The organism is Streptomyces sp. NPDC058291 (assembly GCF_042880855.1).
Taxonomy (GTDB): domain Bacteria; phylum Actinomycetota; class Actinomycetes; order Streptomycetales; family Streptomycetaceae; genus Streptomyces.
This window is the reverse complement of record NZ_JBHVYK010000111.1, coordinates 1-24030: the sequence shown is the minus strand read 5'-3', so window position 1 is coordinate 24030 and position 24030 is coordinate 1. Positions and strand designations below refer to the sequence as shown.

21 protein-coding genes, 2 tRNA genes and 1 pseudogene are annotated in these 24030 nt (G+C 72.1%); 6 read left to right on the top strand and 18 right to left on the bottom strand.

Annotated elements, in window-relative coordinates:
• Positions 1-144: 144 nt before the first annotated feature.
• Positions 145-717, bottom strand: coding sequence for an HIT family protein (locus tag ACFVYK_RS34340; protein WP_389780649.1), 573 nt, complete (start codon positions 715-717; stop codon positions 145-147).
• A 67-nt stretch (positions 718-784) separates the two neighbouring features.
• Between ACFVYK_RS34340 and ACFVYK_RS34335 the strand changes: the two genes are divergently transcribed.
• Entirely contained in the window at positions 785-1465 is a 681-nt protein-coding gene (locus ACFVYK_RS34335; RefSeq protein WP_389780648.1) for a potassium channel family protein, read from the top strand.
• A 28-nt stretch (positions 1466-1493) separates the two neighbouring features.
• Here the strand turns inward: ACFVYK_RS34335 and thrS are convergent, their stop codons facing one another.
• The 3 genes from thrS to ACFVYK_RS34320 form a co-directional block, all read right to left on the bottom strand.
• Positions 1494-3470, bottom strand: a complete 1977-nt coding sequence (gene thrS / locus ACFVYK_RS34330; RefSeq protein WP_389780647.1) for a threonine--tRNA ligase — start codon at positions 3468-3470, stop codon at positions 1494-1496.
• Positions 3471-3559: 89 nt separating this feature from the next.
• Positions 3560-4795, bottom strand: a complete 1236-nt coding sequence (locus tag ACFVYK_RS34325; protein WP_389780646.1) for a hypothetical protein — start codon at positions 4793-4795, stop codon at positions 3560-3562.
• A complete protein-coding gene (locus tag ACFVYK_RS34320) occupies positions 4792-5358 on the bottom strand; it encodes a DUF4365 domain-containing protein (RefSeq protein WP_389780645.1) in 567 nt (188 codons plus the stop codon). Before ACFVYK_RS34320 ends, ACFVYK_RS34325 begins: the two co-directional genes overlap by 4 nt.
• A gap of 168 nt (positions 5359-5526) precedes the next feature.
• Here ACFVYK_RS34320 and ACFVYK_RS34315 point away from each other — a divergent pair, with 168 nt between their 5' ends.
• A complete protein-coding gene (locus tag ACFVYK_RS34315) occupies positions 5527-6252 on the top strand; it encodes a 3'-5' exonuclease (RefSeq protein WP_389780644.1) in 726 nt (241 codons plus the stop codon).
• Positions 6253-6319: 67 nt separating this feature from the next.
• Here the strand turns inward: ACFVYK_RS34315 and ACFVYK_RS34310 are convergent.
• Together ACFVYK_RS34310 and ACFVYK_RS34305 are read right to left on the bottom strand one after the other, a co-directional pair.
• A tRNA-Val gene (locus ACFVYK_RS34310) sits at positions 6320-6391 on the bottom strand.
• Positions 6392-6430: 39 nt separating this feature from the next.
• On the bottom strand, positions 6431-6877 hold the full coding sequence (locus ACFVYK_RS34305; protein ID WP_389780643.1) for an SRPBCC family protein: 447 nt from the start codon (positions 6875-6877) through the stop codon (positions 6431-6433).
• 66 nt (positions 6878-6943) lie between these two features.
• On the opposite strand from ACFVYK_RS34305, the gene ACFVYK_RS34300 reads away from it, so the two are divergent.
• Positions 6944-9340, top strand: a complete 2397-nt coding sequence (locus tag ACFVYK_RS34300; RefSeq protein ID WP_389780642.1) for an SCO7613 C-terminal domain-containing membrane protein — start codon at positions 6944-6946, stop codon at positions 9338-9340.
• 7 nt (positions 9341-9347) lie between these two features.
• On the opposite strand, the gene ACFVYK_RS34295 is transcribed toward ACFVYK_RS34300, so the two are convergent.
• The 7 genes from ACFVYK_RS34295 to ACFVYK_RS34265 all read right to left on the bottom strand — a co-directional run bounded on the left by ACFVYK_RS34295 (position 9348) and on the right by ACFVYK_RS34265 (position 17434).
• Complete coding sequence (locus tag ACFVYK_RS34295; RefSeq protein ID WP_389780641.1) at positions 9348-12083, bottom strand: Tat pathway signal sequence domain protein; 2736 nt, start codon at positions 12081-12083, stop codon at positions 9348-9350.
• 106 nt (positions 12084-12189) lie between these two features.
• The gene (locus tag ACFVYK_RS34290; RefSeq protein ID WP_389780640.1) at positions 12190-12789 is read right to left on the bottom strand and encodes a hypothetical protein; all 600 of its coding nucleotides are present in this window, start codon (positions 12787-12789) and stop codon (positions 12190-12192) included.
• Between the two features lie 10 nt (positions 12790-12799).
• The gene (locus tag ACFVYK_RS34285; protein WP_389780639.1) at positions 12800-13675 is read right to left on the bottom strand and encodes a carbohydrate ABC transporter permease; all 876 of its coding nucleotides are present in this window, start codon (positions 13673-13675) and stop codon (positions 12800-12802) included.
• Positions 13672-14628, bottom strand: coding sequence for a carbohydrate ABC transporter permease (locus ACFVYK_RS34280; protein WP_389780638.1), 957 nt, complete (start codon positions 14626-14628; stop codon positions 13672-13674). Before ACFVYK_RS34280 ends, ACFVYK_RS34285 begins: the two co-directional genes overlap by 4 nt.
• A gap of 14 nt (positions 14629-14642) precedes the next feature.
• Positions 14643-15932 carry an ABC transporter substrate-binding protein gene (locus ACFVYK_RS34275; RefSeq protein WP_389780637.1) on the bottom strand — a complete coding sequence of 430 codons (1290 nt, stop codon included), beginning with the start codon at positions 15930-15932 and terminating at the stop codon, positions 14643-14645.
• A gap of 878 nt (positions 15933-16810) precedes the next feature.
• A tRNA-Val gene (locus tag ACFVYK_RS34270) sits at positions 16811-16882 on the bottom strand.
• A gap of 90 nt (positions 16883-16972) precedes the next feature.
• Entirely contained in the window at positions 16973-17434 is a 462-nt protein-coding gene (locus tag ACFVYK_RS34265; RefSeq protein WP_389780636.1) for a TIGR02611 family protein, read from the bottom strand.
• 191 nt (positions 17435-17625) lie between these two features.
• Between ACFVYK_RS34265 and ACFVYK_RS34260 the strand changes: the two genes are divergently transcribed.
• Complete coding sequence (locus ACFVYK_RS34260; RefSeq protein ID WP_004002642.1) at positions 17626-18039, top strand: SsgA family sporulation/cell division regulator; 414 nt, start codon at positions 17626-17628, stop codon at positions 18037-18039.
• A 272-nt stretch (positions 18040-18311) separates the two neighbouring features.
• Positions 18312-18872, top strand: coding sequence for a CGNR zinc finger domain-containing protein (locus ACFVYK_RS34255; RefSeq protein ID WP_389780635.1), 561 nt, complete (start codon positions 18312-18314; stop codon positions 18870-18872).
• A gap of 109 nt (positions 18873-18981) precedes the next feature.
• Here the strand turns inward: ACFVYK_RS34255 and ACFVYK_RS34250 are convergent, their stop codons facing one another.
• Together ACFVYK_RS34250 and ACFVYK_RS34245 are read right to left on the bottom strand one after the other, a co-directional pair.
• Positions 18982-19134, bottom strand: coding sequence for a hypothetical protein (locus tag ACFVYK_RS34250; protein WP_020128804.1), 153 nt, complete (start codon positions 19132-19134; stop codon positions 18982-18984).
• A gap of 371 nt (positions 19135-19505) precedes the next feature.
• Complete coding sequence (locus ACFVYK_RS34245) at positions 19506-19952, bottom strand: hypothetical protein (protein ID WP_389780634.1); 447 nt, start codon at positions 19950-19952, stop codon at positions 19506-19508.
• 424 nt (positions 19953-20376) lie between these two features.
• Here ACFVYK_RS34245 and ACFVYK_RS34240 point away from each other — a divergent pair.
• Positions 20377-20962: pseudogene (locus ACFVYK_RS34240) on the top strand (DsbA family protein).
• 53 nt (positions 20963-21015) lie between these two features.
• On the opposite strand, the gene ACFVYK_RS34235 reads toward ACFVYK_RS34240, so the two are convergent.
• From ACFVYK_RS34235 to ACFVYK_RS34225, 3 genes are all read right to left on the bottom strand, one after another.
• Positions 21016-21840, bottom strand: coding sequence for a GNAT family N-acetyltransferase (locus ACFVYK_RS34235; RefSeq protein ID WP_389780633.1), 825 nt, complete (start codon positions 21838-21840; stop codon positions 21016-21018).
• A 76-nt stretch (positions 21841-21916) separates the two neighbouring features.
• The gene (locus ACFVYK_RS34230) at positions 21917-22738 is read right to left on the bottom strand and encodes an aminotransferase class IV (protein ID WP_389780632.1); all 822 of its coding nucleotides are present in this window, start codon (positions 22736-22738) and stop codon (positions 21917-21919) included.
• Complete coding sequence (locus ACFVYK_RS34225; RefSeq protein WP_389780631.1) at positions 22735-23787, bottom strand: chorismate-binding protein; 1053 nt, start codon at positions 23785-23787, stop codon at positions 22735-22737. Before ACFVYK_RS34225 ends, ACFVYK_RS34230 begins: the two co-directional genes overlap by 4 nt.
• Between the last annotated feature and the right edge of the window lie 243 nt (positions 23788-24030).

Genomic DNA, 24030 nt, shown 5'->3' with positions numbered 1-24030 from the left:
ACCCCGGGTACGGCGCACACCAACCCGGGTTGAGCTTGGGGGGGTGGGCCCGCGCGGGTGGGGGGGGGCGGGCGAGTGGGGGGGGGTGACCGGACCCGGGGGCTGCGCCCCCGACCCCCGCTTCCGGCCCGAACGGCCTCGCCCTCAAACGCCGGACGGGCCGACGGGCCAGGCGTCCGCCAGCATCTTCCGGGTGTCCGCGAGGAGTTGGGGCAGCACGCGGGTGTGCCCGACCACCGGCATGAAGTTCGTGTCGCCGCCCCAGCGGGGCACGATGTGCTGGTGGAGGTGGGCCGCGATGCCCGCCCCCGCGACGCTCCCCTGGTTCATCCCGATGTTGAAGCCGTGTGCGCCGGACGCGGCGCGCAGAGCCGCCATCGCCTGCTTGGTCAGCTCGGCGAGCTCGGCGGTCTCCGGGAGGGTCAGGTCCGTGTAGTCGGCCACGTGCCGGTAGGGCACGGTCATCAGGTGGCCGCCGTTGTACGGGTACAGGTTCAGCACCGCGTACACGTGCTCGCCGCGGCGGACGACCAGCCCGTCCTCGTCGGACTTGGCCGGGATCGAGCAGAACGGACAGCCGTCGTCGGCCCCCGGGCCGGTCGGCTTGTTCTCACCCTGGATGTAGGCCATCCGGTGGGGCGTCCACAGGCGCTGGAACGAGTCCTGCGTCCCGACTCCGATCTGCTGCTCCGGCTCACTCGTCATGCCAGTCAGCATATGGCTTCGCCCGTTCGCGGCGTGTCGGCGGGGTTCGCGCGAAAGCGGCGCGGGCCAAGCTGGGCCGATGGACGAAGACGGCCGTCTGACCGGCTGGGAGCACCGCACCGAGCTCCCCCTCGCGCTCGCCTCCCTGGTGTTCCTCGCCATGTACGCCGTGCTGGTCCTCGCCCAGGGGCTGCCGGCCGGCTGGCGGGACCTGTGCACGGCGGTGCTGGCCGCCATGTGGGCGCTGTTCGCCGCCGACTACGGCGTGCGATGGCGGCGCAGCGGACAGCGGCTGGGCTTCGTCCGCAGACACAAGCTGGACACCGTGGTCGTGCTGCTGCCCCTGCTGCGCCCGCTGCGGGTGGTCAAGGTGTACGAGGCCGTGCAGCGCCGACGCGGGCAGCCCCGGCTGGCCCTGTACGCGCGCGTCATCGCCTACTCGGGGGTGACGACGATGCTGCTGGGCTTCGCGGGCGCGCTCGCCGTCTACGACCGGGAACGGGGTGCGCCGGGCACCCATATGCACACGTTCGGGGACGCCCTGTGGTGGGCGGCCGAGACGCTCACCACCGTCGGCTACGGCGACGTCGTCCCGGTCACGACCGGCGGCCGGATGATCGCGGTCGGGCTGATGGCCTGCGGGCTGGCCCTGCTGGGCGCGGTCACCGGCTCGTTCTCGTCCTGGCTGATCCAGGTGTTCTCGCGGCAGGACGACGCCGGCAACGGCCGCGGGGACGGCGACGGGCCCCCGGGGAGGTGATTCCCCGGGGGCCCGTCGCACGGCGTCGTCAGATCTGCGTCCGCTCCTCGACGACCTTCGCGATCTTGGCGATGGCCTCGTCGAACGGGATGCCGTTCTCCTGCGAGCCGTCGCGGTAGCGGAAGGAGACCGAGCCGTTCGCCATGTCCTCATCGCCCGCGATGACCATGAAGGGCACCTTCTGCTTCTGGGCGTTGCGGATCTTCTTCTGCATGCGGTCCGAGGAGGAGTCCACCTCGACCCGCAGGCCCTGCTTCTTCGCGGCCGCGGCGAACTTCTCCAGGTACTCCACGTGCCCGTCGCCGATCGGGATGCCGAGCGCCTGGACCGGGGCCAGCCATGCCGGGAACGCGCCCGCGTAGTGCTCCAGGAGCACCGCGAAGAACCGCTCGATGGAGCCGAACAGCGCGCGGTGGATCATGACCGGGCGCTGCTTGGAGCCGTCCGGGCCGGTGTACTCCAGGTCGAAGCGCTCCGGCAGGTTGAAGTCGAGCTGGATGGTCGACATCTGCCAGGTGCGGCCGATGGCGTCCTTCGTCTGGACGGAGATCTTGGGGCCGTAGAACGCGGCGCCGCCCGGGTCGGGAACGAGCGGGAGGCCCTGCTTCTCGGCGACCTGGCGCAGCGTCTCGGTCGCCTCCTCCCAGACCTCGTCCGAGCCGACGAACTTCTCCGGGTCCTTGGTGGACAGCTCCAGGTAGAAGTCGGTCAGGCCGTAGTCGCGCAGCAGGCCGAGGACGAAGGTGAGCGTCTTGTCGAGCTCGTCCGACATCTGCTCACGGGTGCAGTAGATGTGCGCGTCGTCCTGGGTGAAACCGCGCGCGCGGGTGAGGCCGTGCACGACGCCCGACTTCTCGTAGCGGTACACGGTCCCGAACTCGAAGAGGCGCAGCGGCAGTTCGCGGTAGGAGCGGCCGCGCGCGTCGAAGATCAGGTTGTGCATCGGGCAGTTCATGGGCTTGAGGTAGTAGTCCACGCCCTCGTCGAGCTGCATGGGCGGGTACATGCCGTCGGCGTACCAGTCCAGGTGACCCGAGGTCTCGAAGAGCTTCCCCTTGGTCGCGTGCGGGGTGTAGACGAACTCGTAGCCCTCCTCCTCGTGCCGGCGGCGCGAGTAGTCCTCCATGACCCGGCGGATGATGCCGCCCTTGGGGTGGAAGACGGCGAGGCCGGAGCCGATCTGCTCGGGGATGGAGAACAGGTCGAGCTCGGAGCCCAGCTTGCGGTGGTCGCGCTTCTCGGCCTCGGCGAGGAAGTCGAGGTGGGCCTTGAGCTCGTCCTTGGAGGGCCAGGCGGTGCCGTAGATGCGCTGGAGCATGGGGTTCTTCTCGCTGCCGCGCCAGTAGGCGGCCGCGTTGCGCATCAGCTTGAACGCCGGGATGTTGCGGGTGGTGGGCAGGTGCGGACCGCGGCACAGGTCCTTCCAGCACAGGTCGCCGGTCTTGGCGTCCAGGTTGTCGTAGATCGTCAGCTCGCCTGAGCCGACCTCCACGTCCGCTCCGTCGTCGCTGGAGGCCGAGCCCTTGAGGCCGATGAGCTCCAGCTTGTAGGGCTCGTCGGCGAGTTCCTCGCGGGCGGCCTCGTCGGTGACCACGCGACGGGCGAAGCGCTGCCCCCGCTTCTGGATCTCCTGCATCTTCTTCTCGACGGCCTTGAGGTCCTCGGGCGTGAACGGCTTCTCGACGTCGAAGTCGTAGTAGAAGCCGTCCTTGACCGGCGGGCCGATGCCCAGCTTGGCCTCGGGGAAGAGCTCCTGCACGGCCTGGGCCATCACGTGCGCGGTGGAGTGGCGCAGGATGTTCAGGCCGTCCTCGGAGGAGATCTCGACGCCCTCGACCTCGTCACCCTCGCGGAGTGCGTACGACAGGTCCCTGAGCTCGCCGGCCACCCGCGCGGCGATGATCGAGCGCTCGCCGGCGAAGAGGTCGGCGGCCGTGGTGCCCGTCGTCACCGTGCGCTCTTCCCGCTCGGAATCGCGTTGGATGATCACACGGACGTCTGACACCGGTCTCTCCTGACTGAAGGGGGTGCGGCGCCATACCGTGAGCGCGCGCAGGACGCGATCGTACCGACCCGCACCCGCCGACCGCGAAATCAGTCCCCCGGCCGTCGTTCTCCGCAGTCCTCCGCGAAGACGTCCGCGCCCGCCGCGTTGCCCTGCATCGATTTCAGCAGACGGTCCCGATCGGCCTCGTCCACCTGCACGGGGACGACCCGGCGGACTCCGGTGAGGCTGCGGAACCCGCCCCGGCTCTCCAGCCGGCCCTGCACCCGCACCGGCAGTCCGTCGAGATGGGCCTGGCCGGCGACGCGGTAGTCCTCCTCGTCGAGCGTGAGACGCAGGTGCGGGATGTCCGCGCCGGCCAGCACCCGCAGCCGTACGCTTCCGTCGCCGCTCGGCCCGGCCCTGCGCAGGCGGACGACCGTGCCGGTGATCCGCACGGTGACGGAGGGCTCCTCGCGCAGATAGCGGGCGCCCGCCTCGCGCAGCACGGACAGGTCGCCGGGCGAGAACTCCACCGGTTCGCCGCCGGCGGCGCAGTCCGCGGGGACTCCGGCCGCGGGCGACCATTCGACGGCGATCCGGGCGCCCTCGGCGCCCCGCACCAGCGTGATCAGCGCCTCGGTGAGCTCGCGGCTGGCACCGGCCTCCACGGCGCCGTCGAAGGCGTCCATGCCGCCGACGGCCCGCTGGTAGTCGATCGCCTCGCGGACGGCGTACAGGGCCTGGTGGAGCCGGACGGCGAGGGAGCGGGCGCCCGCGACCGGCACGAAGGCGGTGAGCCGGCGCCCGCCGGCCGCCGAGCCGACGAGGACGTCCTCCAGCGCGGCCAGGGCGGCGCGGCGGTGCCGTGCGCCGTAGTAGCCCGCACGCGCGCGGGTGGCGAGCGCGCCGGCCAGCAGCATCTGCCGGGCGGCGGCGCGCAGCTGCTCCTCCACGGCCCAGGAGGCGGCTCCTGCGGGCCCCGTCGGCGAGTCCCGCCACCAGCGGACCTCGTCGCTGGGCACGGCCAGTGCGACGAGCACCTCGCGCGCGGAGGGCGTGCCGCTGCGGACGAGCGCCGCGAGCGCCTCGCCGAGCAGGTCGTCGCTGTCCGGGAAGGCGCGGCTCTCCGGCACGAGCAGGCTGGTCTGGGCGCCGCCCGGTCCGGGCGGGGTCCAGCGGCCGTAGCGTCCGGCGGCGCCGCCGCGCCGCTGCCAGCCGTGCCGGCGCAGCAGGGCGCCGAGGACGGCGGGGTCCACCTCGGTGGGCTCGGGGGGCTGGTTCCAGGCGGCCTCGGGGTGCGGCCGCACCGGCCGCAGCGGCTCGTCGAGGGGGCGGTGGGTCATGGTCTGCCTCCCGTCCCGGCCCGCGTCATGATCTCGCACAGCGCCCGGTCGTCGAAGATGCGTGAGGTCGGTATCCGCACGGTGGTCCGGGTCCGGCCGGTGATCGGGTGGCCGGCGAGATTGACCCAGTAGCAGCAGTGGCGCAGGTCGAGGCGGTCGTGTCCGGCCCGCAGCCACTGGTCCTGCGACCGGGGGACGATCATCACGACGAGGATCTTGTGCACCGACACCGGGGTGCGGGCGAGCTTGCGCAGATGATCGTTGTCGAGGGTGAAGGAGAAGAAGGGACCGGGCGGGTCGGGACGGACCTGGTAGGTCGCCTTGAGCTGCACCTTGATGGTCACCTCGTCGTCCACCGTGTGCCCGGGCGCGCTGTGGCTGACGTGCCAGTCGATGCCGTTGTCCGGGAACGGCTGGGACAGCGAGCAGCCCGCGGCCGCCGCGACGGCGTGGAGATAGCCCACCTGCAATGTCTCCATGCAGGCGGTGGTGGCGAGTGTGCCGCGGTGAACGCCCGCGCGTTCGGGCAGCAGCCCGCCCCGCTCGGGCTGCGCAATCGCCATGGCCAACAGCCTTCCCACCGGAGCCGGATCCCGTGACGGGCCGCTGAACTGCAAAGACCCGTACCCGTGTTGTGTCCTTCCGGCGTACGGCGCAAACAGCCCGGGTATCACCAAACAGGCAGAAGACGGTGCGTCAGCTTCCGTGGGTGATCGAGGGGTTGAGTGGACATGGCGAACTGGTACGAGGGCCCTTTGGCCGCATTTGACACGGAGACGACGGGCGTCGACGTGGAGACCGACCGGATCGTGTCGGCCGCGCTCGTCGTCCAGGACGCGCCGGGCGCGAGGCCGCGGGTCAGCCGGTGGCTGGTGAACCCGGGCGTGCCGGTGCCCGCCGGGGCGACGGAGGTGCACGGTCTGACGGACGACCACCTGCAGCGCAACGGCCGCTGGCCGTCGCCGGTGATGTTCGAGATAGCCGAGCTGCTCGCCGAACAGGCGGCGGCGGGGCGCCCGTTGGTGGTGATGAACGCGCCGTTCGACCTGACGCTGCTCGACCGAGAGCTGCGCCGGCACCGCGCCTCGTCGCTGGGCGTCTGGCTGGACGCGACGCCGTTGCGGGTGCTGGACCCGCGGGTGCTCGACAAGCACCTGGACCGCTACCGCAAGGGCCGGCGCACGCTCACCGACCTGTGCGCGCACTACGACGTGACGCTGGCGGAGGCGCACGACGCGGCGGCGGACGCGCTGGCCGCGCTGGAGGTCGTCCGGGCGCTCGGCCGGCGGTTCGCGGCCCGGCTGGAACGGCTCTCCCCGGCCGAGTTGCACAGCCTGCAGACCACCTGGCACGCGGCGCAGGCACGGGGGCTGCAGGCGTGGTTCGCGCGCAGCGGCACGCCGGAGACGGTGGACACGTCGTGGCCCCTGCGGCCGGAGATGCCGGCGGCGGCGTAGGGCGGCCCGCGCCCGCCCCGCGGACACGAAAAAGCCGGTCCGCTCGACGCGGACCGGCCTCTCCCGGTGGGCGATACTGGGTTCGAACCAGTGACCTCTTCGGTGTGAACGAAGCGCTCTCCCACTGAGCTAATCGCCCGGGAACGCACTGAACCATACAGGGCCCCGCACGCTTCCTTCAAACCGCTTCCAGGTACGCCGCCAGACCGCGCCGCCCGGCACGCATCATCAGCCGGTGGTTCAGGCGGAACAGCGGCCGCCCCGGCACGGCGAACCGTCTCAGCAGCGGCTTGTCGACGCGGACCTCCTGGTCGTAGCGGGCGAGGGCGCCGCGGCCGTGGGCGGTGACCGTCCAGCGCGCCCAGCCGTCGAGATCGCCCGACAGGGCGATCTCCAGGACTCCGGCCGCCGGATCGTTGCGCACCCCGCGCACCGTGAAGGTGAGGTCGTACGGGAGGACGGAGCGGACGCGGACGACGCCGGTCGTGTCGTCGACGCGGTCCACCTCGCGCACCTGCGGCCACCAGCGCGGGTAGTCCTCGGCCCGCCCCAGCGCCTCGAGGACGCGGGCGGGCGACGCGGGCAGGGCCCACAGGCTGCGGAAACGGTAACGGGTCCAGTCCATGGGCAGAGTGTGCCCGCGCGCGGCCCGGCCAGTGCGGATGAGTACGTGTTCTGAGTACGGGCGCTCATGCCGGCGGAGGTGACGCCGACCACACTCCGAGGCATGACGCCACTTCCGCCTCCGGCCGAGGAGCTGCGGCTCCTCGACACCGAACTGCGACACCTGGCCGCCCGCCGGGCCGAACTGCTGGCGCGCCGCGCCTGGTTGGTCGCCGCACTTCAGCAGGCGGCGCCACCGGTCGCGCCGGAACGGCCCGCGCCTCCGGTCGCGTCCCGCCGCCCCGAGACCAGCGCTCCGAGCGTGCAGAACGTTCTCCTCCTGCTCGGCGGAGTCCTGCTCACCGTCGCGGCGATGGTCTTCACGCTGGTCAGCTGGGGGCACCTGGGGATCGCCGGGCGGTGTGCGGTGCTCGGCGCGGTCACGCTCGCGGTGCTCGGCGCGCCCGTCGCGCTGCTGCGGCGGGGGCTGCGGTCCACCGCGGAGTCGGTCGCGGGACTCGGTCTCGCGCTGACGGTGCTGGACGCCTACGCCCTGTACGAGGTCGCGTTCTCCGCGGCGGACGGCACGACGTACGCGGCGGCCACCTCGACGCTGCTGGCGGCGGTATGGGCCGGGTACGGCACGGCGCTCGCCGCGCTGCCGGGCACGGCGGCGGTACGGCTGCCGCGCCCCGCCGCCCTGACGGCCGCTCAGTTCGCGCTGCCGCTGTGGGCGGTCGCGGCGGGCGGCGGGGACCACACGGTCACGGCCGCGGTGCTGCTGACGGCGGCCTTCGACGCGGCGGTCGCGCTGCGGGTCGCGCAGCGGCCGGTGCGCACGGTCGCGGTGGTGTGCGCCCTCGCCACCGGCGGCTGGGGCGTCCTGGCGGCCGGCGGACTCTCGCTGGAGGCGGCCGGTCCGGGCGCGGCTACCCGTGCGGCGGCGCTCCTCGTCCTCGCGGCGGCGATCGCCCTGGGCGTGGCCCGGTTCGCCCCGCACCCCGGCTTCGTCACGGGCGGGGCCGTGGCCGGCGCGCTGTGCGCGGTCGCCGCACTGGGCGGCGTCCTGCGGGTCTCGACGCCCGGTGAGTGGGCGGTGCCCGGCTATCTGGCGTGCGGCACAGCGCTGTTGGCCGTCGCCCGCGGGACGCAGGCGATGCGCCGGGGCGTCCATTGGGCCTCCGGTCTGGTGCAGGCGGGAGCGGTGCTGTGGGCGGTCCCGGCCGTCGGCGTCACGCTGCTGGGCCCGGTCGCGTGGCTGCGGCACATCTGGTCCGGGGCTCCGTCCGACGCCCGTGCCGCGGTGACGGTCGACGCCTTCTGGCCGCCGTACGCCGTCACGGTCCCCCTCATCCTCGCCGCCGTCGCGGTGGTCCTGGCGACGGCGGTGCGTGACGGGGAGTGGCGTCCGCAGGCGCGGACCGCCGCCCTGGTGCTGGTCTGCGCCGCGCTGCTCGTCGTCCCCACCGCGCTGGAACTGCCCTATGCCGTCGGACTGTGCGTCATGGGCGCCACGGCGGCGGCCCTTCTGGCGCCGGCGACGCGGACGACGACCGTGCTCGCCCTGCTCGTCTCGCTCGGTCTCGCCCTCCTCGCCCTGGCCACCGAGGCCGCAACGCTCACCGTGCTCGCGGTGCTGACCGTGATGTTCGCGGGAGCCGCGTGGCGTGGCCGGGCGGCAGCCGTGTCCGCGGCCGCCTCGCTGGGCTGTGCCACGGCCCTGGCCGCGGCCGTGGGCGCCGCCGCCGGCTGGCGGCCGGAGCACATCGCCCTGCTGGTGCTCGTGGTCCCCGTGGTCGCGGCCGTGACCGCGCCCCGGATCGGCGACCTCGTGACGACCGTCGTGGTGGAGGCCGTCGGCGCCGGCGCGGGCCTGCTGGCCGTCGGCCTCGCGGTGTTCGACCCGCCGCTGCTCGCGCTGGTGCTGTCCCTGTGCGCGGTGATCGCCGCCGGCACCGCCCTGCGCCCGGACCGGCGCCGGGTGGGGTACGCGGCCGTCGTCCTGTTCGTGCTGGCCTCATGGGTGCGGCTGGCGTCCTGGCAGGTGGCCCTCGCGGAGGCGTACACCCTGCCGGCGACGGTCCCGGCCCTGGTCGTCGGGGCCCTGCGTCGACGCCGTGACCCGGCCGTCTCGTCCTGGACGGCGTACGGCCCGGGGCTCGCCGCCACGCTGCTGCCGAGCCTCGCCGTCGCCTGGGGCGACCCCGGGTGGACGCGCCCCCTGCTGCTCGGCGCGTCCGCGCTGCTGCTGACCCTGCTGGGGGCCCGGCACCGTCTGCAGGCGCCGCTCGTGCTGGGCGGCTCGGTTCTCACGCTGGACGCGCTGCACGAACTCGCCCCGTACCTGGTCCAGGTGACCGACGCGCTCCCGCGCTGGGCGCCGCCCGCCCTCGCCGGACTGCTGCTGCTCGCACTCGGTGCGACGTACGAGCAGCGGCTGCGGGATGTCCGGCGGGTACGGGAGGTCCTGGAGAAGCTGAACTAGCCGCTCGTTATGGCATCTTGTCGCCGAGCAGCGCCAGGTTCTCGATGGCGGCGAGGCCGTAGAGCGCGGTGTCGTTGGTGGACACCCAGGCGGCCTCGCTGCCCGCGACCAGGGTGGCGGGGCCGCTGAGCGGCTCCGTCTTCCACGGCGAGGACTCGGTGTAGCCGTCGGAGCCGTAGAACTTCGTCCACGCCCGCTTGGCGAGCGCCGCGTCGCCGGTCTGGACGGCGGCGTAGGCGTCGAGGCGCGAATGGCCCTGGAACAGCAGCAGCGTGCCGAAGTTGGAGCCGTAGCGCGCCGCCTGTTCCGCCTTGGTGGCGTTGAAGTAGCGGCAGTAGTCGAAGTACGCCTCGTTGAACTTCGGCATGTCGACGAGGTGGATCAGCTCGGCGCACAGTTCGTTGAGGCCGAAGACCGCCGACAGGTGGGAGACGCCGACCACCGGGGCGGTGGCGACGGCGAACCGGCCGGTGTCCAGGTCGTACAGACCGCTGCCCTGGACGAAGCCGTTGGGCTGGGCGGCGATCGTCTCCATCGTCGACAGCACGCGCGCCTTGGCCTTCTCCCACTTGGGGCCCTTGCGTTCCCACTCGGTCAGCCAGGCCGACACCAGCCCGCTCCAGTCGGTGCCGAAGCCGATCGACAGGGCGTGCCGGTCGGGCGTGTAGGGCTCGGTGCGGATCTTGCGCAGCGGGTCCAGGGCGAGGAACGTCTCGTCGGAGTCGACGTTGGCGTGCATGAGGTCGCCGACGCGTTCGTCGGCGGTGAGGAAGTAGTAGTAGCGGCGGTAGGTGGTGTTGGCGATGCGCTGCTGCTTGGCGCTGTCGGCGTAGTGCTGGACGCCGTGCCGGGTGCCCAGGCCCGCCCACTGGCCGAGGTGGTAGACGTCGACCTCGCCGGTGTGCCGGGTCATCGCCTCGGCGAAGCGGAAGATGTCCGCGCGGCCGGACCGCAGGTACGCCATCCAGAGCCAGATGTCCGGCGACAGCTCGGAGTTGTCCCAGGCGTAGCCGCCGATGTCGTAGCGCCACTGGTGCCGGACGGCGTCGTAGGTGTGCATGATGTCGCCGTAGTCCCAGAAGCCGTACCAGCGGCGCTGCTCCACCTGGTCCTTGTAGTAGGTGAACAGGAAGTCGAGGTGGTCCTCGATCCTGGCCTTGGCGGGGGTGGAGCGGTCGGGCTCGGAGTAGAGGCCCGGGCCGAAGACCTTGGCCTTGATGAGCTGCTTGGGCGGGGCGGCGAGCTGCGGCAGCACCCGCACGGCCGCGACCTGTTCGGCCAGCCTCTCGGGCGACGGCGTCGACTCGTTGGCCCAGAACAGCAGCTCGGAGGTACGGGCGATCCCGTAGGGGGTGCCGAAGCCGGGCTCGTAGTCCTCGTAGGTGATGTTGAGGCCTTCGAGCTGTTCGGGGAAGGTGTCCTGGCCCATGCCGTCGTGGTAGAAGCGCAGGTCCATGGGCTGTGCCTCGGGCGACCAGAGCCAGAGGGTGACCTCGGCCTCGTCGGTGTGCGCGTCGCGGACGTCGAGCTGGGCCGGGTGCTTCTCCCAGAAATCCCTGAGGCCGAAGGAGAAGCCTCCGCTCGCCCCGCCGACGTAGCCGAAGCCGGAGGCCCGCTTGCCGCCGCCGGCGCCGATCCAGCCGTGTCCCTTACTGGTGCGCTTACGCAGCGTGAAGCCGTCGGCGGAGAGCTGCGAAAGGGTGTAGTCACCCCACTCGGGGATGTACTGCAGGCGCGAGGTGACCCGCTGGTCCCAGGTGGACGGGTCGGGCAGCTTCCGGCCGGCGTACTGGGCCGCCTGGACCGCCGCGCCCGGGTCCCGGCGCAGTCCGGTGATGCCCTTGACCGCCTCGCGCAGCAGGCCGGCGCCCTCGCCGCCGATGCGGACGTGCCGGTCGTAGGACTCGTCGCGCATCGGGACGGTGAAGCGGACGCCCAGTCCGCGGATGAAGTCGCCGCTCGCCTTGCCGGGCTCCTGTTTCCCGTCGTAGGTGATGGTGTGCACCATGCGGAAGGAGTCGGCGCCCGCGTAGAAGTAGAGGCGGATGGAGAACGGCAGCCAGCTGCGGCTGCCCCTGCGGTGCTTGCCGTCGATGCGGACGACCGCGCGGACCGGGCCCGACTGTTCCACGGTGACGCCTTCGACGGCGCCGTCGAAGCGCTCGGTCTTGACCGTGCCCTGGTCCTCGTCCTCGATCTCGGGCTGGCGGATCAGGACCAGCCGGCCGTTCTTGGCGATCTCGGTGGAGCCGCGGGTGACGGACTTGACGATCGTGGAGCCCGACGTGCCGATCTTCGCCGTGATGACGCCCGTCGAGACGGCGACGGTGCCGCCGCGCTTGTCGACGGTGACCTTCTTGGCCGGCGCGGCGGGGGCGCCGGCGGCGAGGGTGAGCTTGCCGACGCCCGAACTGACGGCGTGGGCGGTCCACTTGAGGGATCCGTCCGGCCAGTAGGCGATCGGCCAGGACTGGACGGGGACGTCCTTGCCGTCGGCGTCGGTCAGCGCGAAGGTCTGGTCCTGCGGGTAGGCGCCCATGGGCCAGGGCACACCCAGCGTGGAGCCGGGGGCGGCGCCGAGACCGCCGTCCTCCAGCCAGTCCAGGGTCACGGGGTCGGTGTCCGCCGCCCCGGCTGCCGGCGCGGCCTCGGCGTCCTTGGCTCCTAGGGCCCAGCTGAACTGCGCGGCGGCGCCGGCGACGGCCGCCGCCTTGAGCAGGGACCTGCGGGGGATGGGAGACATGAGATGCGGCCTTCCTTTCCGTGCGGCATGCGCAGCGGGATGGTCAGAGGCATGACAGATAGAGGTGCGACGCCCGGTGCGCCGACCCCGGAAGGGAGCGTCGCCGTCAGCGGTGCCGGTAGCGCACCTCGACCGCGACGCCCGCCGCGACGGCGGCCCCGAGCACGGGGACCGCGAGCGGCGGGAGGAACCAGGCGGACAGGGCGACGACCGCCAGCCCGCAGACGATGAGGAAGGACCCGGCGGGATCGCGCACGGTGCGCCGCCCGGCATCGGCGAGCAGCGTCCGCCAGCGGGAGCCCGGCGTCCACACGGCCGCCGCCCGCAGCAGCGCCACGGCGAGCCCGATCAGCGCGAAGACGCCGACGGCCCCGACGAACGGTCCGCCGGGGATCCCGGCCCTCGAGGCCAGAACGTCCACCCGGACGGCGCCGGCCGCCGCCCAGCCGGCCAGCCCGACGGCCCATCCGCCGCGCACGGCCGCCCGGAAGTCCGCGACGAAGTCCCGCAGACCGCCGTCCCGGTGGGTCGTACGACGCCGCAGATGCCGTGCGCCGGCGGCGAAGGCCGCGGGATAGGTGAGGAGCCCGAGGCAGGCCACCGCGATCCACACTCCGGTGAGCAGGCACTCGGCGAAGACCGCGAACCGCTCGCCGAACACCGACTCCCCGCGCGCGGAGCGGGCCTTCGCCCGTGCTTGCGCCATGGTGACCGCCTCAGCCCTTCAGTCCGGAGGTCGCCATACCGTCGATGAGATGGCGCTGGAAGGCCATGAAGAAGGCGACGACGGGGACGAGCGCCACCAGCGACATCGCGATCATGCTGCCGTAGTTGGAGATGCCCTCCTGGTCGCGGAACATCATCAGCCCGAGCGACACGGTGTACTTGGAGGGCGTGTTGAGGTAGATCAACGGGCCCATGAAGTCGTTCCACGCGTTGATGAACGCGAAGATGGCGCTGGTGATGATCGCGGGACGGCTCAGCGGCAGCACGATGGACCAGTAGGTCCTCAGGTGCCCGCAGCCGTCCAGCTTGGCGGCCTCGTCCAGCTCGCGCGGCAGCCCCCGCATGAACTGGACCATCAGGAAGACGAAGAACGCCTCCGTGGCCAGGAACTTGCCCGCCACGAGCGGCACGAGCGTGTCGATGTAGCCGAGGTTGCGGAACAGCACGTACTGCGGGATGAGCAGCACGTGGTACGGCAGCAGCAGGGTGCCGATCATCAGCGTGAACAGCAGGTTCCGCCCGGCGAACCGGATCTTGGCGAAGGCGTACGCCGTCAGCGAGCTGGAGAGCACCACGCCGGCCACGGCCAGCACCGCGTACATCAGCGAGTTGGTGAAGAAGCTGCCGATGGAGATCCCCGAGATGCCGTCGGCGAGTCCGGAGAAGTTGGCCCAGACCGGCTTGGCGGGCAGCAGGTCGAGACTGGCGATGATGTCCTTGCTCGGCTTGAACGAGGCGCCGAGCACCCACACCACCGGATAGAGGACCACCGCGAGCACGAGCAGTGCGCCCGCGTGCCAGGCGAGGGATCCGACGCGCCGCCGCTCGGTCCCCGCGCGCGCGACGGGACGGGTGGCAGTGCTCACTTGGCGGCCTCCTCGTAGTGCACCCACTTCTTCTGCGACCAGAACAGCACCGCCGTGACCAGCGCCACCGCCACCACCAACGTCCAGGCCATCGCGGAAGCGAAGCCCATCTGCGCCTCCTTGAAGCCCTTCTGATAGAGGTAGCAGGTATAGACCAAGGTGGCGTCGGCCGGTCCGCACCTGGTGTCGGAGACGACGTACGCCGAGCCGAACACCTGGAACGCGTGGATCGACTCCAGCAGCACGTTGAAGAAGAGGACCGGGGAGATCATCGGCAGTGTGATGTTCCAGAACCGCCGCAGGGGGCCGGCTCCGTCCATCTCGGCGGCCTCGTACAGTTCCTGCGGCACCTGCTTGAGCCCCGCCAGGAAGATCACCATCGGCGCGCCGAACTGCCAGATGCTCAGCGCCACCAGGGCGTACAGGACATAGTCCGGGTTGCCGATCCAGCCGCCGACGTCGAGCCCGAAGATCTTCTGGGTACGGTCGACCACGGCGTCGTCGGAGAACAGCGCCCGCCACACGAAGCCCACGGAGACGCTGGCGCCGATGAGCGACGGCATGTAGAACGCGGCCCGGTACAGGGCCTGTCCGCGCCGCTTCTGGGCGAGGAGCAGCGCGACGCCGAGGGCGAGGAGCAGCTTCAGCGGTGTGGCCACGACGACGTACTTCAACGTGACCTGCACCGACTTCTGCCAGCGCGGGTCCTGGAACATCGTGGTGAAGTTGTCGAGCCCCACCCACCGGGGCGGCGTGAACAGGTTGTAGCTGGTGAACGCGTAGTACAGCGAGGCGATCATCGGTCCCGCGGTGAGCAGCAGGAACCCCGCGATCCACGGCGACATGAAGAGGTAGCCGGCGAGATTCTCGCGCCGCCGCCCGCGCCGCCCGGCGACCGGAGCGGCGGGCCGCTTCTTCGCCGGGCGGGCGGGCGCTTCCTTGACGAGCGTCATGGTGGTACGTCCCCTCAGCCCGCGAACGCGGCCTTGGCCTCGCTGAACAGCGCCTTCGCGGCGTCGGCCGGCTTGGTCTTGCCCTGGGCGACCTCACCGCCGATGCGCAGGAAGGCCGCCTCGATGACGTCCGCGCCGGACGGGTGCGGGGTGATCTTCCCGAGCACGCCCGCCTTGGCGACCTCGTCCTCGTAGGCCGCGACGCCCTTGTTCTGGGCGTCGGCCGGCTTGAAGGCGCCGTACTGCTCGGTGGTGGCGAGGATGCCGCGGTCGTAGCCCATGATCTTGCCGACCTCGGGGTCGTGGACCATGAAGTCGATGAACTGGGCCGCCTCCTTCGGGTGCTTGGTCCCCGAGAAGGCGCTCAGCATCAGCGAGCCGAGGTACTGGCCGGTGTCCTTGCCGTTGGTGGTCGGGATCGGGGCGAGCCCGTAGTCCGACTCGCCCTCGCCCTCGTAACGGATGGAGAAGTTGTCCCACGTGAACTCCGACGCGGCGAGGCCCGCCGAGAGACCCGACTTCGGCTTGACCTGCTCGATCTTCTTCGGGTCGGCGACGAGCCCGGACTTCACGCGCTTGTAGCCGTCCGCCCACCACTGCGTCACGTCGTCCTCGGTGAAGCCGAGACCGGTCTCCGTGAAGAAGGCCTTGCCGTTCTGACGCAGGTACAGGTCGTAGAGGTACATGATGGCGAAGTAGCCGGTGTCGCCGGCGATCTTCAGCTTGTCCTGGATCGTCTGCAGCGCGTCGAAGTACTCGTCCCAGGTCCAGCCGAATTTCGCCGCCACCCCCGCCTTCTTGAACGCCTTGAGGTCGATGACGAGCGCCATGGTGTTCGCGCCGACCGGTATGCCGATCTGCTTGCCGTCGACCTGACCGTTCGCCAGAACGCCGTTGCGGAAGTCGTCGAGCTTCAGGTTCCCCGCGTCGGCCTGCGCCTTGAGATCCATCAGAACCCCGCGCTTGTCGTACTTGCGCAGAAAACCGACCGCATTCTGGAAAACGTCCGGCGGATTCCCGCCGGAGGCCTGGGTCTGGAACTTCTCCCAGAACGCCTCGTAGTCGGTGAATTCGGGCTTGATCTTGATCTTCGGATACTTCTTCTCGAAGAGCGCGATCGTCTTCTTGATGGCGATGGTGCGCGGCTCGCCGCCCCACCACGCGTAACGGATCGTCACCGTTCCGTCCGCGGAGGTCCCGCTGTCTCCTCCGCACCCGGTGGTCGCGGCCAGGCCCAGCGTGGCCGCCGTCGCCCCCGCGGCCTTGAGGATCGTTCGCCTCTCAACATTCCTGCTGGTTCCCACAGTCGGGCCCTCCCCGCAGCGTCGTTGCCACTTGCATGAATCGTTTCAAGAAAGCGCTTGCTGGCACAAGGTACGAGGGGGTTGAGAGACCGTCAATGATTCGGACAGGAATTTCTTGCGCCGCGACTTCGCGACGACCCCACGACGAGGCGGGGACGCTCACGCGCCTCGACGCTCACGCCAGGACGAATTCCCAGGTGAGGAGCATCCGTTCGAAGCCTCGAACTGACACCGGACCTTCCGCAGGGATGCCGAACGGCGGAAATCCGCCTCGACGACGCGGGTTTGACCCTGGACGGGACGGATGACACCGGTGCGAAAGCGAACTGATGGTGCGTGAGGGGCGCGTTGTCCGCCGGGCCGAGGTGCGGCGGCGCCCGCGCGACGCCAGAGAAGGGTCACTTGCTGTTACCGGGGAGGGCATGGGCCGGGGGACGCCCCTGCGGGTGCCGGGAGGGCGCCGGGGCACACCCCGGGGGCTCACGGCGGCGGGGCCGCGAGGGGCCGGCGACCCCGGAGCCGGGGTGGGCGCGCGACGCGACGCGCGAGGCGAAGCCGCGAGGCGAGGGGCGCCTGCCGGGAGCGATCGCGCGGCCCCGGCGAGCCGCGGGCGGTTCCGACGGACGCCGACGCCATGTCGGGCTCGCGGGCGGCTCCGACATGGCGAGAAAAGGTAGGGAAACGGTAGGAAACGGCGGGGCGGGGCGCCGCACGGGGTGGCCGCCGGGAGCCGACGGGATGCCGAAGAGTGCAGGTGACAAGGTCGGGCAAGGCCCGGCGAGTGCCCCATGGGGGGGCGTGAGGGCCCATGGGGGGACGCGCGGCGACAGAACGACGTCGGCCCGTCTGCGCTCTCGCAGGCGGGCCGGCGTTCCGGGTGGGCGATACTGGGTTCGAACCAGTGACCTCTTCGGTGTGAACGAAGCGCTCTCCCACTGAGCTAATCGCCCGGACGCAGGAAGAACATTACCCCATGTCAGGGGGTGACTGTGACCATGTACGGAGGCGGACGGAGGTTCCCGTCCGCCGGACGCCGAGGATCACTGATCCTTGATGTTCCAGGGCATCTCCATGCCGAACTTCCAGAGGTAGACCCCGAGCAGCGCCCCGATGATCACCAGGCCGATCGAGGTCAGGACGATGTTCCGGCGCCGGACCTTCGGGTCCAGGGCACGCTGTGCCGCCTCGGTGACCTTGCGCTTGGTCCAGCGCAGCACCAGCTGGGCCCAGACGAACTCGGTCGCCCAGATCGCCATGCCGCCGAAGATGACGACCCAGCCGGGGCCGGGGAGCGGCAGCATGACGATGCCGGCGCCCACCACGGCGAGGCCCAGCACGAAGACGCCCACCTGCCAGCTCAGGTGCAGCACACGGCGCGCCTTGACGAATTCGGGGGCCCTGGAGCCGAGCCCCTGCCCCTGCCGTCCCCGCGTCGCTCCGTCCGGTTCCGCCCCGTCGGCGGCCGCGTCCGCGTCGCCGGACTCGTTACTCCCCGTATTCATACAGCCAGACCCTACCCGAGAGATTCCGGTCACTGGAATGGTGGTACAGCGCGAACGAGCTGTCGGCCGGTAGAGTTACGTAAAGGCACGCAAAACACGCAGAGGGGTTTACAACGGCACCGTAGGTGGCATGTCGATTTCGCCGACGTGCGAATCCCCGAGCGCACACTGAGCGAAAGGCCCTGGCGCTTATGAACACCACGGTCAGCTGCGAGCTGCACCTGCGCCTCGTTGTGTCGAGCGAGTCCTCCCTGCCTGTCCCCGCAGGCCTGCGGTACGACACGGCCGACCCCTACGCCGTGCACGCCACCTTCCACACCGGAGCCGAAGAGACCGTCGAATGGGTGTTCGCCCGCGACCTCCTCGCCGAAGGCCTGCATCGCCCCACCGGCACGGGCGACGTCCGTGTCTGGCCGTCGCGCAGCCACGGTCAGGGCGTCGTCTGCATCGCGCTGAGCTCTCCTGAGGGCGAAGCGCTGCTCGAGGCCCCTGCGCGGGCCCTGGAGTCCTTCCTGAAGCGGACGGACGCCGCCGTGCCTCCCGGCACGGAACACCGGCACTTCGACCTCGATCAAGAGCTCTCGCACATCCTGGCGGAGAGCTAGGGCGAGGCTCACACCGAGCCGCCCGGCGCCGTCCACTCGGGGAGACGGCTCGGGCTGATACAACCGCATAGGGCATGCGCCGACGCCGCGCCACGGGCAGCCGTGGGGCGGCGTCGGCGTGTCCGCGGCCGCCCGCCCGGCGCTCCCCCGGCCGCCCGTCGGCGCAGGCCGAGGAATCCGGGTCCCGATCGGCCGTGGTTCGGCGGCCCGGTGCGGCTACCATCGGCCAGCATCGGCGGGCACTCGCCCGACCTCAGGCCAGGGAGCGAAACGTGCTGATCACCCACGACACCCGGTGCGCGCTCGACGCCGTGGTGGATCTGGTGAACACCGCCCCGGAGGACGGCACGACCCCGGACGCGCTGCCGGATGTCGCCGCCCTGGGGGACTTCGTGCGCAACCACGACATAAGCGACGTCGGCGTGCTCTCCGAGTTCGACCTGTCCGCGGTGCGCAAGATCCGCGGCCGGTTCGCGGGGATCTTCGCCGCGACGGACCCCCGGGTCGCGGCCGGGCTGATCAACGAACTGGTGGCCGCCGCGGGCACCACGCCTCGTCTCACCGACCACGACGGCTACGACTGGCATGTGCACTACTTCGCGCCCGGCGCGTCCATCGCCGACCACCTCGCGGCGGACTGCGGGATGGCGCTGGCCTTCTTCGTGGTCGCCGGGGAGCAGGAGCGGCTGCGGCGGTGCGAGGCCCCGGACTGCCGGCGTGCCTTCGTCGACCTCTCGCGCAACCGGTCCCGCAGGTACTGCGACAGCCGCACCTGCGGCAACCGGCTCCATGTGGCCGCCTACCGGGCGCGCCGCAAGGAGGCCGCGGGCTGAGAACGCCGCAAGGAGGCCGCGGGCCCAGAACGCCGTCCGCGCGGGGCAGCGCGAGGTCGCTCGATGCCGACGGGCCCCGGCGGGTGACGCCGGGGACCGCGGGTACGGCTCACAGCAGCAGCAGATCATGCAGCGAGGCCATGAGCAGCAGACACCCGATCACCGCAAGGAAGATCATCAGCGGTGGCTGGGAAAGGGCGAAGAGGCACCCGCGCGGCTCGTCCTGGGGCGGCGCGGCGTCGCTCTGTGTCGTGTCCAGCATCTCGCGGGGATGATGACGCAGGTCGCGCCCCCTGCGCGATCAAGACGCAGGATTGAGCGGGAGTTCGCCGGAATCCATGACGACGGTTTCAGGCCGTGATCGTTTCCGCGCACGCGCGGGCCGAGTGTGTCGTTTCGGCCGTCGGCTCCGCCTGTCGCGATTCACGTGCCGACGCTCACGCCGCCCTCCCCCGCGGCGGCCGCCGGGTCACGGCTGCGGGACACGGCGGGGGGTCACGGCTGCGGGACACGGCGGGGGGTCACGGCTGGGGGGTGTGGCGGGGGGGCACGGCTGGGGGGGTGCGGCGGGGGGGCACGGCTGGGGGGTGCGGCGGGGGGTGCGGCTGGGGGCGCCGGGTCACGGCCGCGGGTTCATATGCCGTGCTTCTTGAGGATGGCCTCGATGTCGCTGAAGTCGTCGGAGCCGCCGGTGGCCCTGGGCGCGGCCTCGGGACGGGACGCCGGGCGGGCCGCCCGTCCCAGGGACGGCGCCGAGGCGGCGGGGGCCACCGTGTCCGTCTGCGCGGCGCGTGCCGCAGCCCGGCGCTCCTTGCGGGTGCCGCCGCGGCGACGCTCCACGGCCCGGGTGGTGGCGAAGAGGGCCCAGGCCCCGCCGAGCACGACGAAGCCCGCCCAGGCGGTGGGACTGAAGGCGGTGTCGACGACCCATCCGACGGCGCCGGTCATCACCAGGCCGAGCGGCACCAGGGAGTAGGCCGCGATGCGGGCCGCCGCCAGGAAGCGCTTGCGGTAGGCCGTGACCGCCGCGATGCCCAAGCCGGCCACGGCGACGGCGGAACAGACGGTCTCGGCAATCATCCGGTCCTCCAGGCATGGCTCACTCGGGCGTGGTCGGAGCGACGCGGCGGCACGGCCCGCAGGCCGGTTCCCCGTCCCTTCCATCCTGCACCTGCGCGGGCCACTCGGGCCACGCCGCGGCCGGACATCAGGGACATCTCCGGGTCGACTCCTCCGCAGGTGCCGTACCGGGCCGTCCCTGACCGCGTCCCTGACCGCGTGCTCGGCCGCGTGCTCGGCCGCGTGGTCGGCCGCGTGGTCGGCCGCGTGGTCGGCCGCGTGCTCGGCCGCGTGGTCGGCCGCGTGGTCGGCCGTGAGCCCGAGCGGCTACGCCGCCCCTCGGGCTCACGGCCCCTCCGGCTCGTGGGCTCGCGGGAGATCCCGCTGGGCATGCGGCGGCCGGTCCGGCTGGGGGCGGCCGGGCGGGAGCTGGGAGACTGGCCTCATGAGCGACTCGTCCCCGACCTCCTCCGTCTCCCCCGGCTCCTCCTCCCCCGCCTCGACGACGTCGGCCGCGCCGGCCTCCGGGCCCGGCCGCGCCGTCGTCCTCGACGTCTGGTGCGAGCTCCAGTGCCCCGACTGCCGTGGGGCGCTCGACGACCTGCGCGCCCTGCGCGAGCGCTACGGCGACCGACTGGAGCTGCGTCTGCGGCACTTCCCGCTGGAGAAGCACCGGCACGCCTTCGCCGCCGCCCAGGCGGCCGAGGAGGCGCTGGAGCAGGGCCAGGGGTGGCCCTACGTCGAGGCGGTGCTCGGCCGGGTCGAGGACCTGGACCGTGGGGGGGGAACCCTTCCTGGTCGAGATCGCCGCCGAACTGGGTCTGGACGCCGAGGAGTTCGACACCGCTCTGATCGACGGCCGACACATCCTGATCGTGGACGCCGACCAGGCCGAGGGCAAGGCGATCGGCGTGACCGGGACCCCGACGTACGTCATCGGCGGCGAGCGGCTGGACGGCGGCAAGAGCCAGGAGGGGCTGCGCGTGCGGATCGAGGAGATCGCCGACCGGCTGCTGGCCGAGCAGGCCTGAGACCGGCCCGGAAGGCCCCGGCCGGGGACGGCGGGTGGCCGTCGGCCCGCGGCTCAGAGCAGGTTCTTGTACATCGAGTAGCCCACCGGCGCGTACCCGAGCGACTCGTACAGCCGCTCGGCCGGGGTGTTGCCGGCGAAGACGTTCAGGCCGAGGATCCGCTTTCCGGCGCCGATCGACTGGGCTTCGGCCAGCAGCATCAGGGAACGGCCGTGGCCACGGCCCCGGTGGGCCTCGTCGGTCTCGACGTCGAACACGAACGCCTTGTCGCCGGCGAACGACATCCAGAGCGAGCCGACCGGATCGCCCCGGTGCTCCAGGACGCTGATCAGTGTGTCCGGCGTGGACAGACCCCGCGGCAGCAGGCGGTCGTGGTCCCGGCGCGACCTGTCCCACGCCTCGTTCTCGGGCACCCCGCGGTCGCGCCAGGACTGGGCGTAGTGGGCGAGCGCGTGTTCCAGCCAGGACGCGAACTCGTCTTCCGTCATGGGTCTGCCCACGCTGCCGTCGGGCAGGGCTGGCGCGGCGGCGGCGAGGGGCTTCTCCAGGCCGCGGTTGCGATGGACGTAGCCGAGCGCGGTCGCCAGCCGCAGCGCGGCCGCCGCGTCGGCGGGCACCCGGAGCTCGATCCGCGTGCAGCCCCAGCCCCGGGCCACTTCCTCGGCGGCCAGCGCGGCCACCGTGCCCCGGCCCCGTCCGCGGTCCCGTTCCTCGATGCGCAGGTCGGCGAGCTGGGCGACGTCGGGGCCGAAGACGGGGGACGTGGAGAGGCGGACCTCTCCGACGGGACGGCTGTTGACGCACACCTGGTAGTGGCGCGACAGCGCCCCGTCGGCGGCGTGTTGCAGCGGCTCGGTCGGCCGCAGGGTCGTGGTCATCAAGGGAGTTCTACCCCTCCGCGCAGGGGAACGGCAGCCCGTTTTCCCCGGCTTCCCCCGGGCCGGCCCGCGGCCCTCACGGGTCGAGGTCGTCCGCGCTCCGCTCCGCGAAGATCCGCATCGCCTTGGCGGTCACCGGCCCGGGCGCGTCCGGCAGTTCACGGTCGTCGACGCGGTGGACCGCCTGCACGTCGCGCAGAGTGGAAGTGAGGAACACCTCCTCGGCGCGTTCCAGCACGTCCAGCGGCAGGTCGGTCTCCTTGGCGCCGGTCCATTCGACGGTCAGCTCGCGCGTGATGCCCGCGAGGCAGCCGGAGGCGAGCGGCGGGGTGTGGATCTCGCCGTCCAGGACGACGAAGACGTTGGAGCCGGTGCCCTCGCAGAGCCGGCCGACCGTGTTGCCGAACAGCGCCTCGCTGGCGCCCCGCCGGTGGGCGCGGGCCAGGGCGACGACGTTCTCGCCGTACGAGGTCGTCTTCAGCCCCGTCAGCGCGCCGCGTTCGTTGCGGGTCCAGGGGACGGTGACGACGGCCGTGGAGTCGGCGCGCCTCGTGGTCTCGCCGAGGGCGACGACGAGGGTCGGGCCGTGGTCGCCGCGCTCGGAGCCGAGGGGGGCCCGGCCGCCGGTGTAGGTGATGCGCAGCCGGCCGAGCGGCATCGGGTTGGCTTCGAGGACGGCGGCGCAGGCGCGGCGGACCTCGTCGTGGTCGGGGTCGGGCAGACCGAGGCCGCGGGCGGAGCGGGTCAGCCGGTCGAGGTGGCGGGTGAGCGCGAAGGTCCCGCCGTCCACCGCCTTCACCGTCTCGAAGATGCCGTCGCCCACGGTCAGCCCGTGGTCGAAGACGGAGACGCGGGCGGCGTCGCTGTCCTGCAGCCCGCCGTCGAGCCAGATCTTCACGTAAGCGTCCCTTCACTCACCTCGTACACACCCGACGCTACCGCGAGCAGTCGGGACGCCTTCAGCTCGGTCTCCTCCCACTCGGCTTCGGGGTCGGATCCCCACGTGATGCCCGCGCCGGTGCCGAAGCGCAGCACGGCCGCGCCTGCGGCGGACCGCTCGATCCAGAACGTGCGGATGCCGACGGCCAGCTCGCCCGTGCCCCGGTCCGCGTCGACCCAGCCGATGCCGCCGCAGTAGGGGCCGCGGGGCGCCGTCTCCAGCGCGTCGATGATGCGCAGGGCGCTGGACTTGGGGGCGCCGGTGACCGAGCCGGGCGGGAAGGCGGCGTCGAAGAGGGCGGGCCAGCCGACGTCCTCGCGCAGTTCGCCGCGGACCGTGGAGACGAGGTGGACCAGGCCCGGGTGCTTCTCGACCGCGCACAGGTCGGGGACGGTCACGCTGCCGGTGGCGCAGACCCGGCCGACGTCGTTGCGGACCAGGTCCACGATCATCACGTTCTCGGCGTAGTCCTTGGCGAGGAGGTCCGCCTCGGTGCGCCCGGTCCCCTTGATGGGCCCGGACTCGATCACCCGGCCGTCGCGGCGCAGGAACAGCTCGGGGGACGCGGTGGCCGTCTCCACGCCGTGCGCCGGCAGGCGAATCGTTCCTGCATACGGCGCAGGATTGCCCCGGGCCAGCAGCGCGGTCAGCGCGTCCACATCGGCGCCGGGCGCCACGGGCGCGGTCAGGACGCGGCAGAGGTTGGCCTGGTACACCTCGCCGGCCGCGATGTGCTCACGGATGCGCCGCACGCCCGCCGTGTACGCGGCGCGGTCGAGGGACGACGTCCAGTCATCGGCGGCGGGCCCGCGCCAGGCCCCCGGCACGGGAGCGGGCACGGGTTCCTCGCGCACGTCGGCGAACCGGGCGCAGAGCGCACGGCCCTCGAAGTCGGCGCACACGGCCCAGAAGCCGGTGGAGTCGAGAGCCGCGGGGTCGCTGGTGACGTCGAGGAGGCCGGTGGCCACGCGCCCGCCGAAACGGGCGAGGGCAGGGAGGTCGAGCACGTTGTCGAGTCTAGGGCGGGCCGTCCGCAGACGATCCGGGCATGTCCCGGATGTCCCCGCCGAGGGCCCTGACCAGGTCCGCACCCGGACACAGCGCAGCACGCTGCACAAACGCGTTTTTGTACTGGCCCGGGAATCCGCTAGAGTTCAACTCGTCGCCGGGCCGTGAGAGCGGAACGAAACGACAAGCGGACGTAGCTCAGTTGGTAGAGCGCAACCTTGCCAAGGTTGAGGTCGCGAGTT

Excerpts from the sequence above, each read along its gene's own strand:
- ACFVYK_RS34340 (WP_389780649.1), bottom strand. The coding sequence starts at position 717 with ATGCTGACTGGCATGACGAGTGAGCCGGAGCAGCAGATCGGAGTCGGG.
- ACFVYK_RS34335 (WP_389780648.1), top strand. The coding sequence starts at position 785 with ATGGACGAAGACGGCCGTCTGACCGGCTGGGAGCACCGCACCGAGCTC.
- ACFVYK_RS34325 (WP_389780646.1), bottom strand. The coding sequence starts at position 4,795 with ATGACCCACCGCCCCCTCGACGAGCCGCTGCGGCCGGTGCGGCCGCAC.
- ACFVYK_RS34320 (WP_389780645.1), bottom strand. The coding sequence starts at position 5,358 with ATGGCGATTGCGCAGCCCGAGCGGGGCGGGCTGCTGCCCGAACGCGCG.
- ACFVYK_RS34315 (WP_389780644.1), top strand. The coding sequence starts at position 5,527 with ATGGCGAACTGGTACGAGGGCCCTTTGGCCGCATTTGACACGGAGACG.
- ACFVYK_RS34305 (WP_389780643.1), bottom strand. The coding sequence starts at position 6,877 with ATGGACTGGACCCGTTACCGTTTCCGCAGCCTGTGGGCCCTGCCCGCG.
- ACFVYK_RS34300 (WP_389780642.1), top strand. The coding sequence starts at position 6,944 with ATGCCGGCGGAGGTGACGCCGACCACACTCCGAGGCATGACGCCACTT.
- ACFVYK_RS34295 (WP_389780641.1), bottom strand. The coding sequence starts at position 12,083 with ATGTCTCCCATCCCCCGCAGGTCCCTGCTCAAGGCGGCGGCCGTCGCC.
- ACFVYK_RS34290 (WP_389780640.1), bottom strand. The coding sequence starts at position 12,789 with ATGGCGCAAGCACGGGCGAAGGCCCGCTCCGCGCGCGGGGAGTCGGTG.
- ACFVYK_RS34280 (WP_389780638.1), bottom strand. The coding sequence starts at position 14,628 with ATGACGCTCGTCAAGGAAGCGCCCGCCCGCCCGGCGAAGAAGCGGCCC.
- ACFVYK_RS34265 (WP_389780636.1), bottom strand. The coding sequence starts at position 17,434 with ATGAATACGGGGAGTAACGAGTCCGGCGACGCGGACGCGGCCGCCGAC.
- ACFVYK_RS34260 (WP_004002642.1), top strand. The coding sequence starts at position 17,626 with ATGAACACCACGGTCAGCTGCGAGCTGCACCTGCGCCTCGTTGTGTCG.
- ACFVYK_RS34250 (WP_020128804.1), bottom strand. The coding sequence starts at position 19,134 with ATGCTGGACACGACACAGAGCGACGCCGCGCCGCCCCAGGACGAGCCG.
- ACFVYK_RS34245 (WP_389780634.1), bottom strand. The coding sequence starts at position 19,952 with ATGATTGCCGAGACCGTCTGTTCCGCCGTCGCCGTGGCCGGCTTGGGC.
- ACFVYK_RS34235 (WP_389780633.1), bottom strand. The coding sequence starts at position 21,840 with ATGACCACGACCCTGCGGCCGACCGAGCCGCTGCAACACGCCGCCGAC.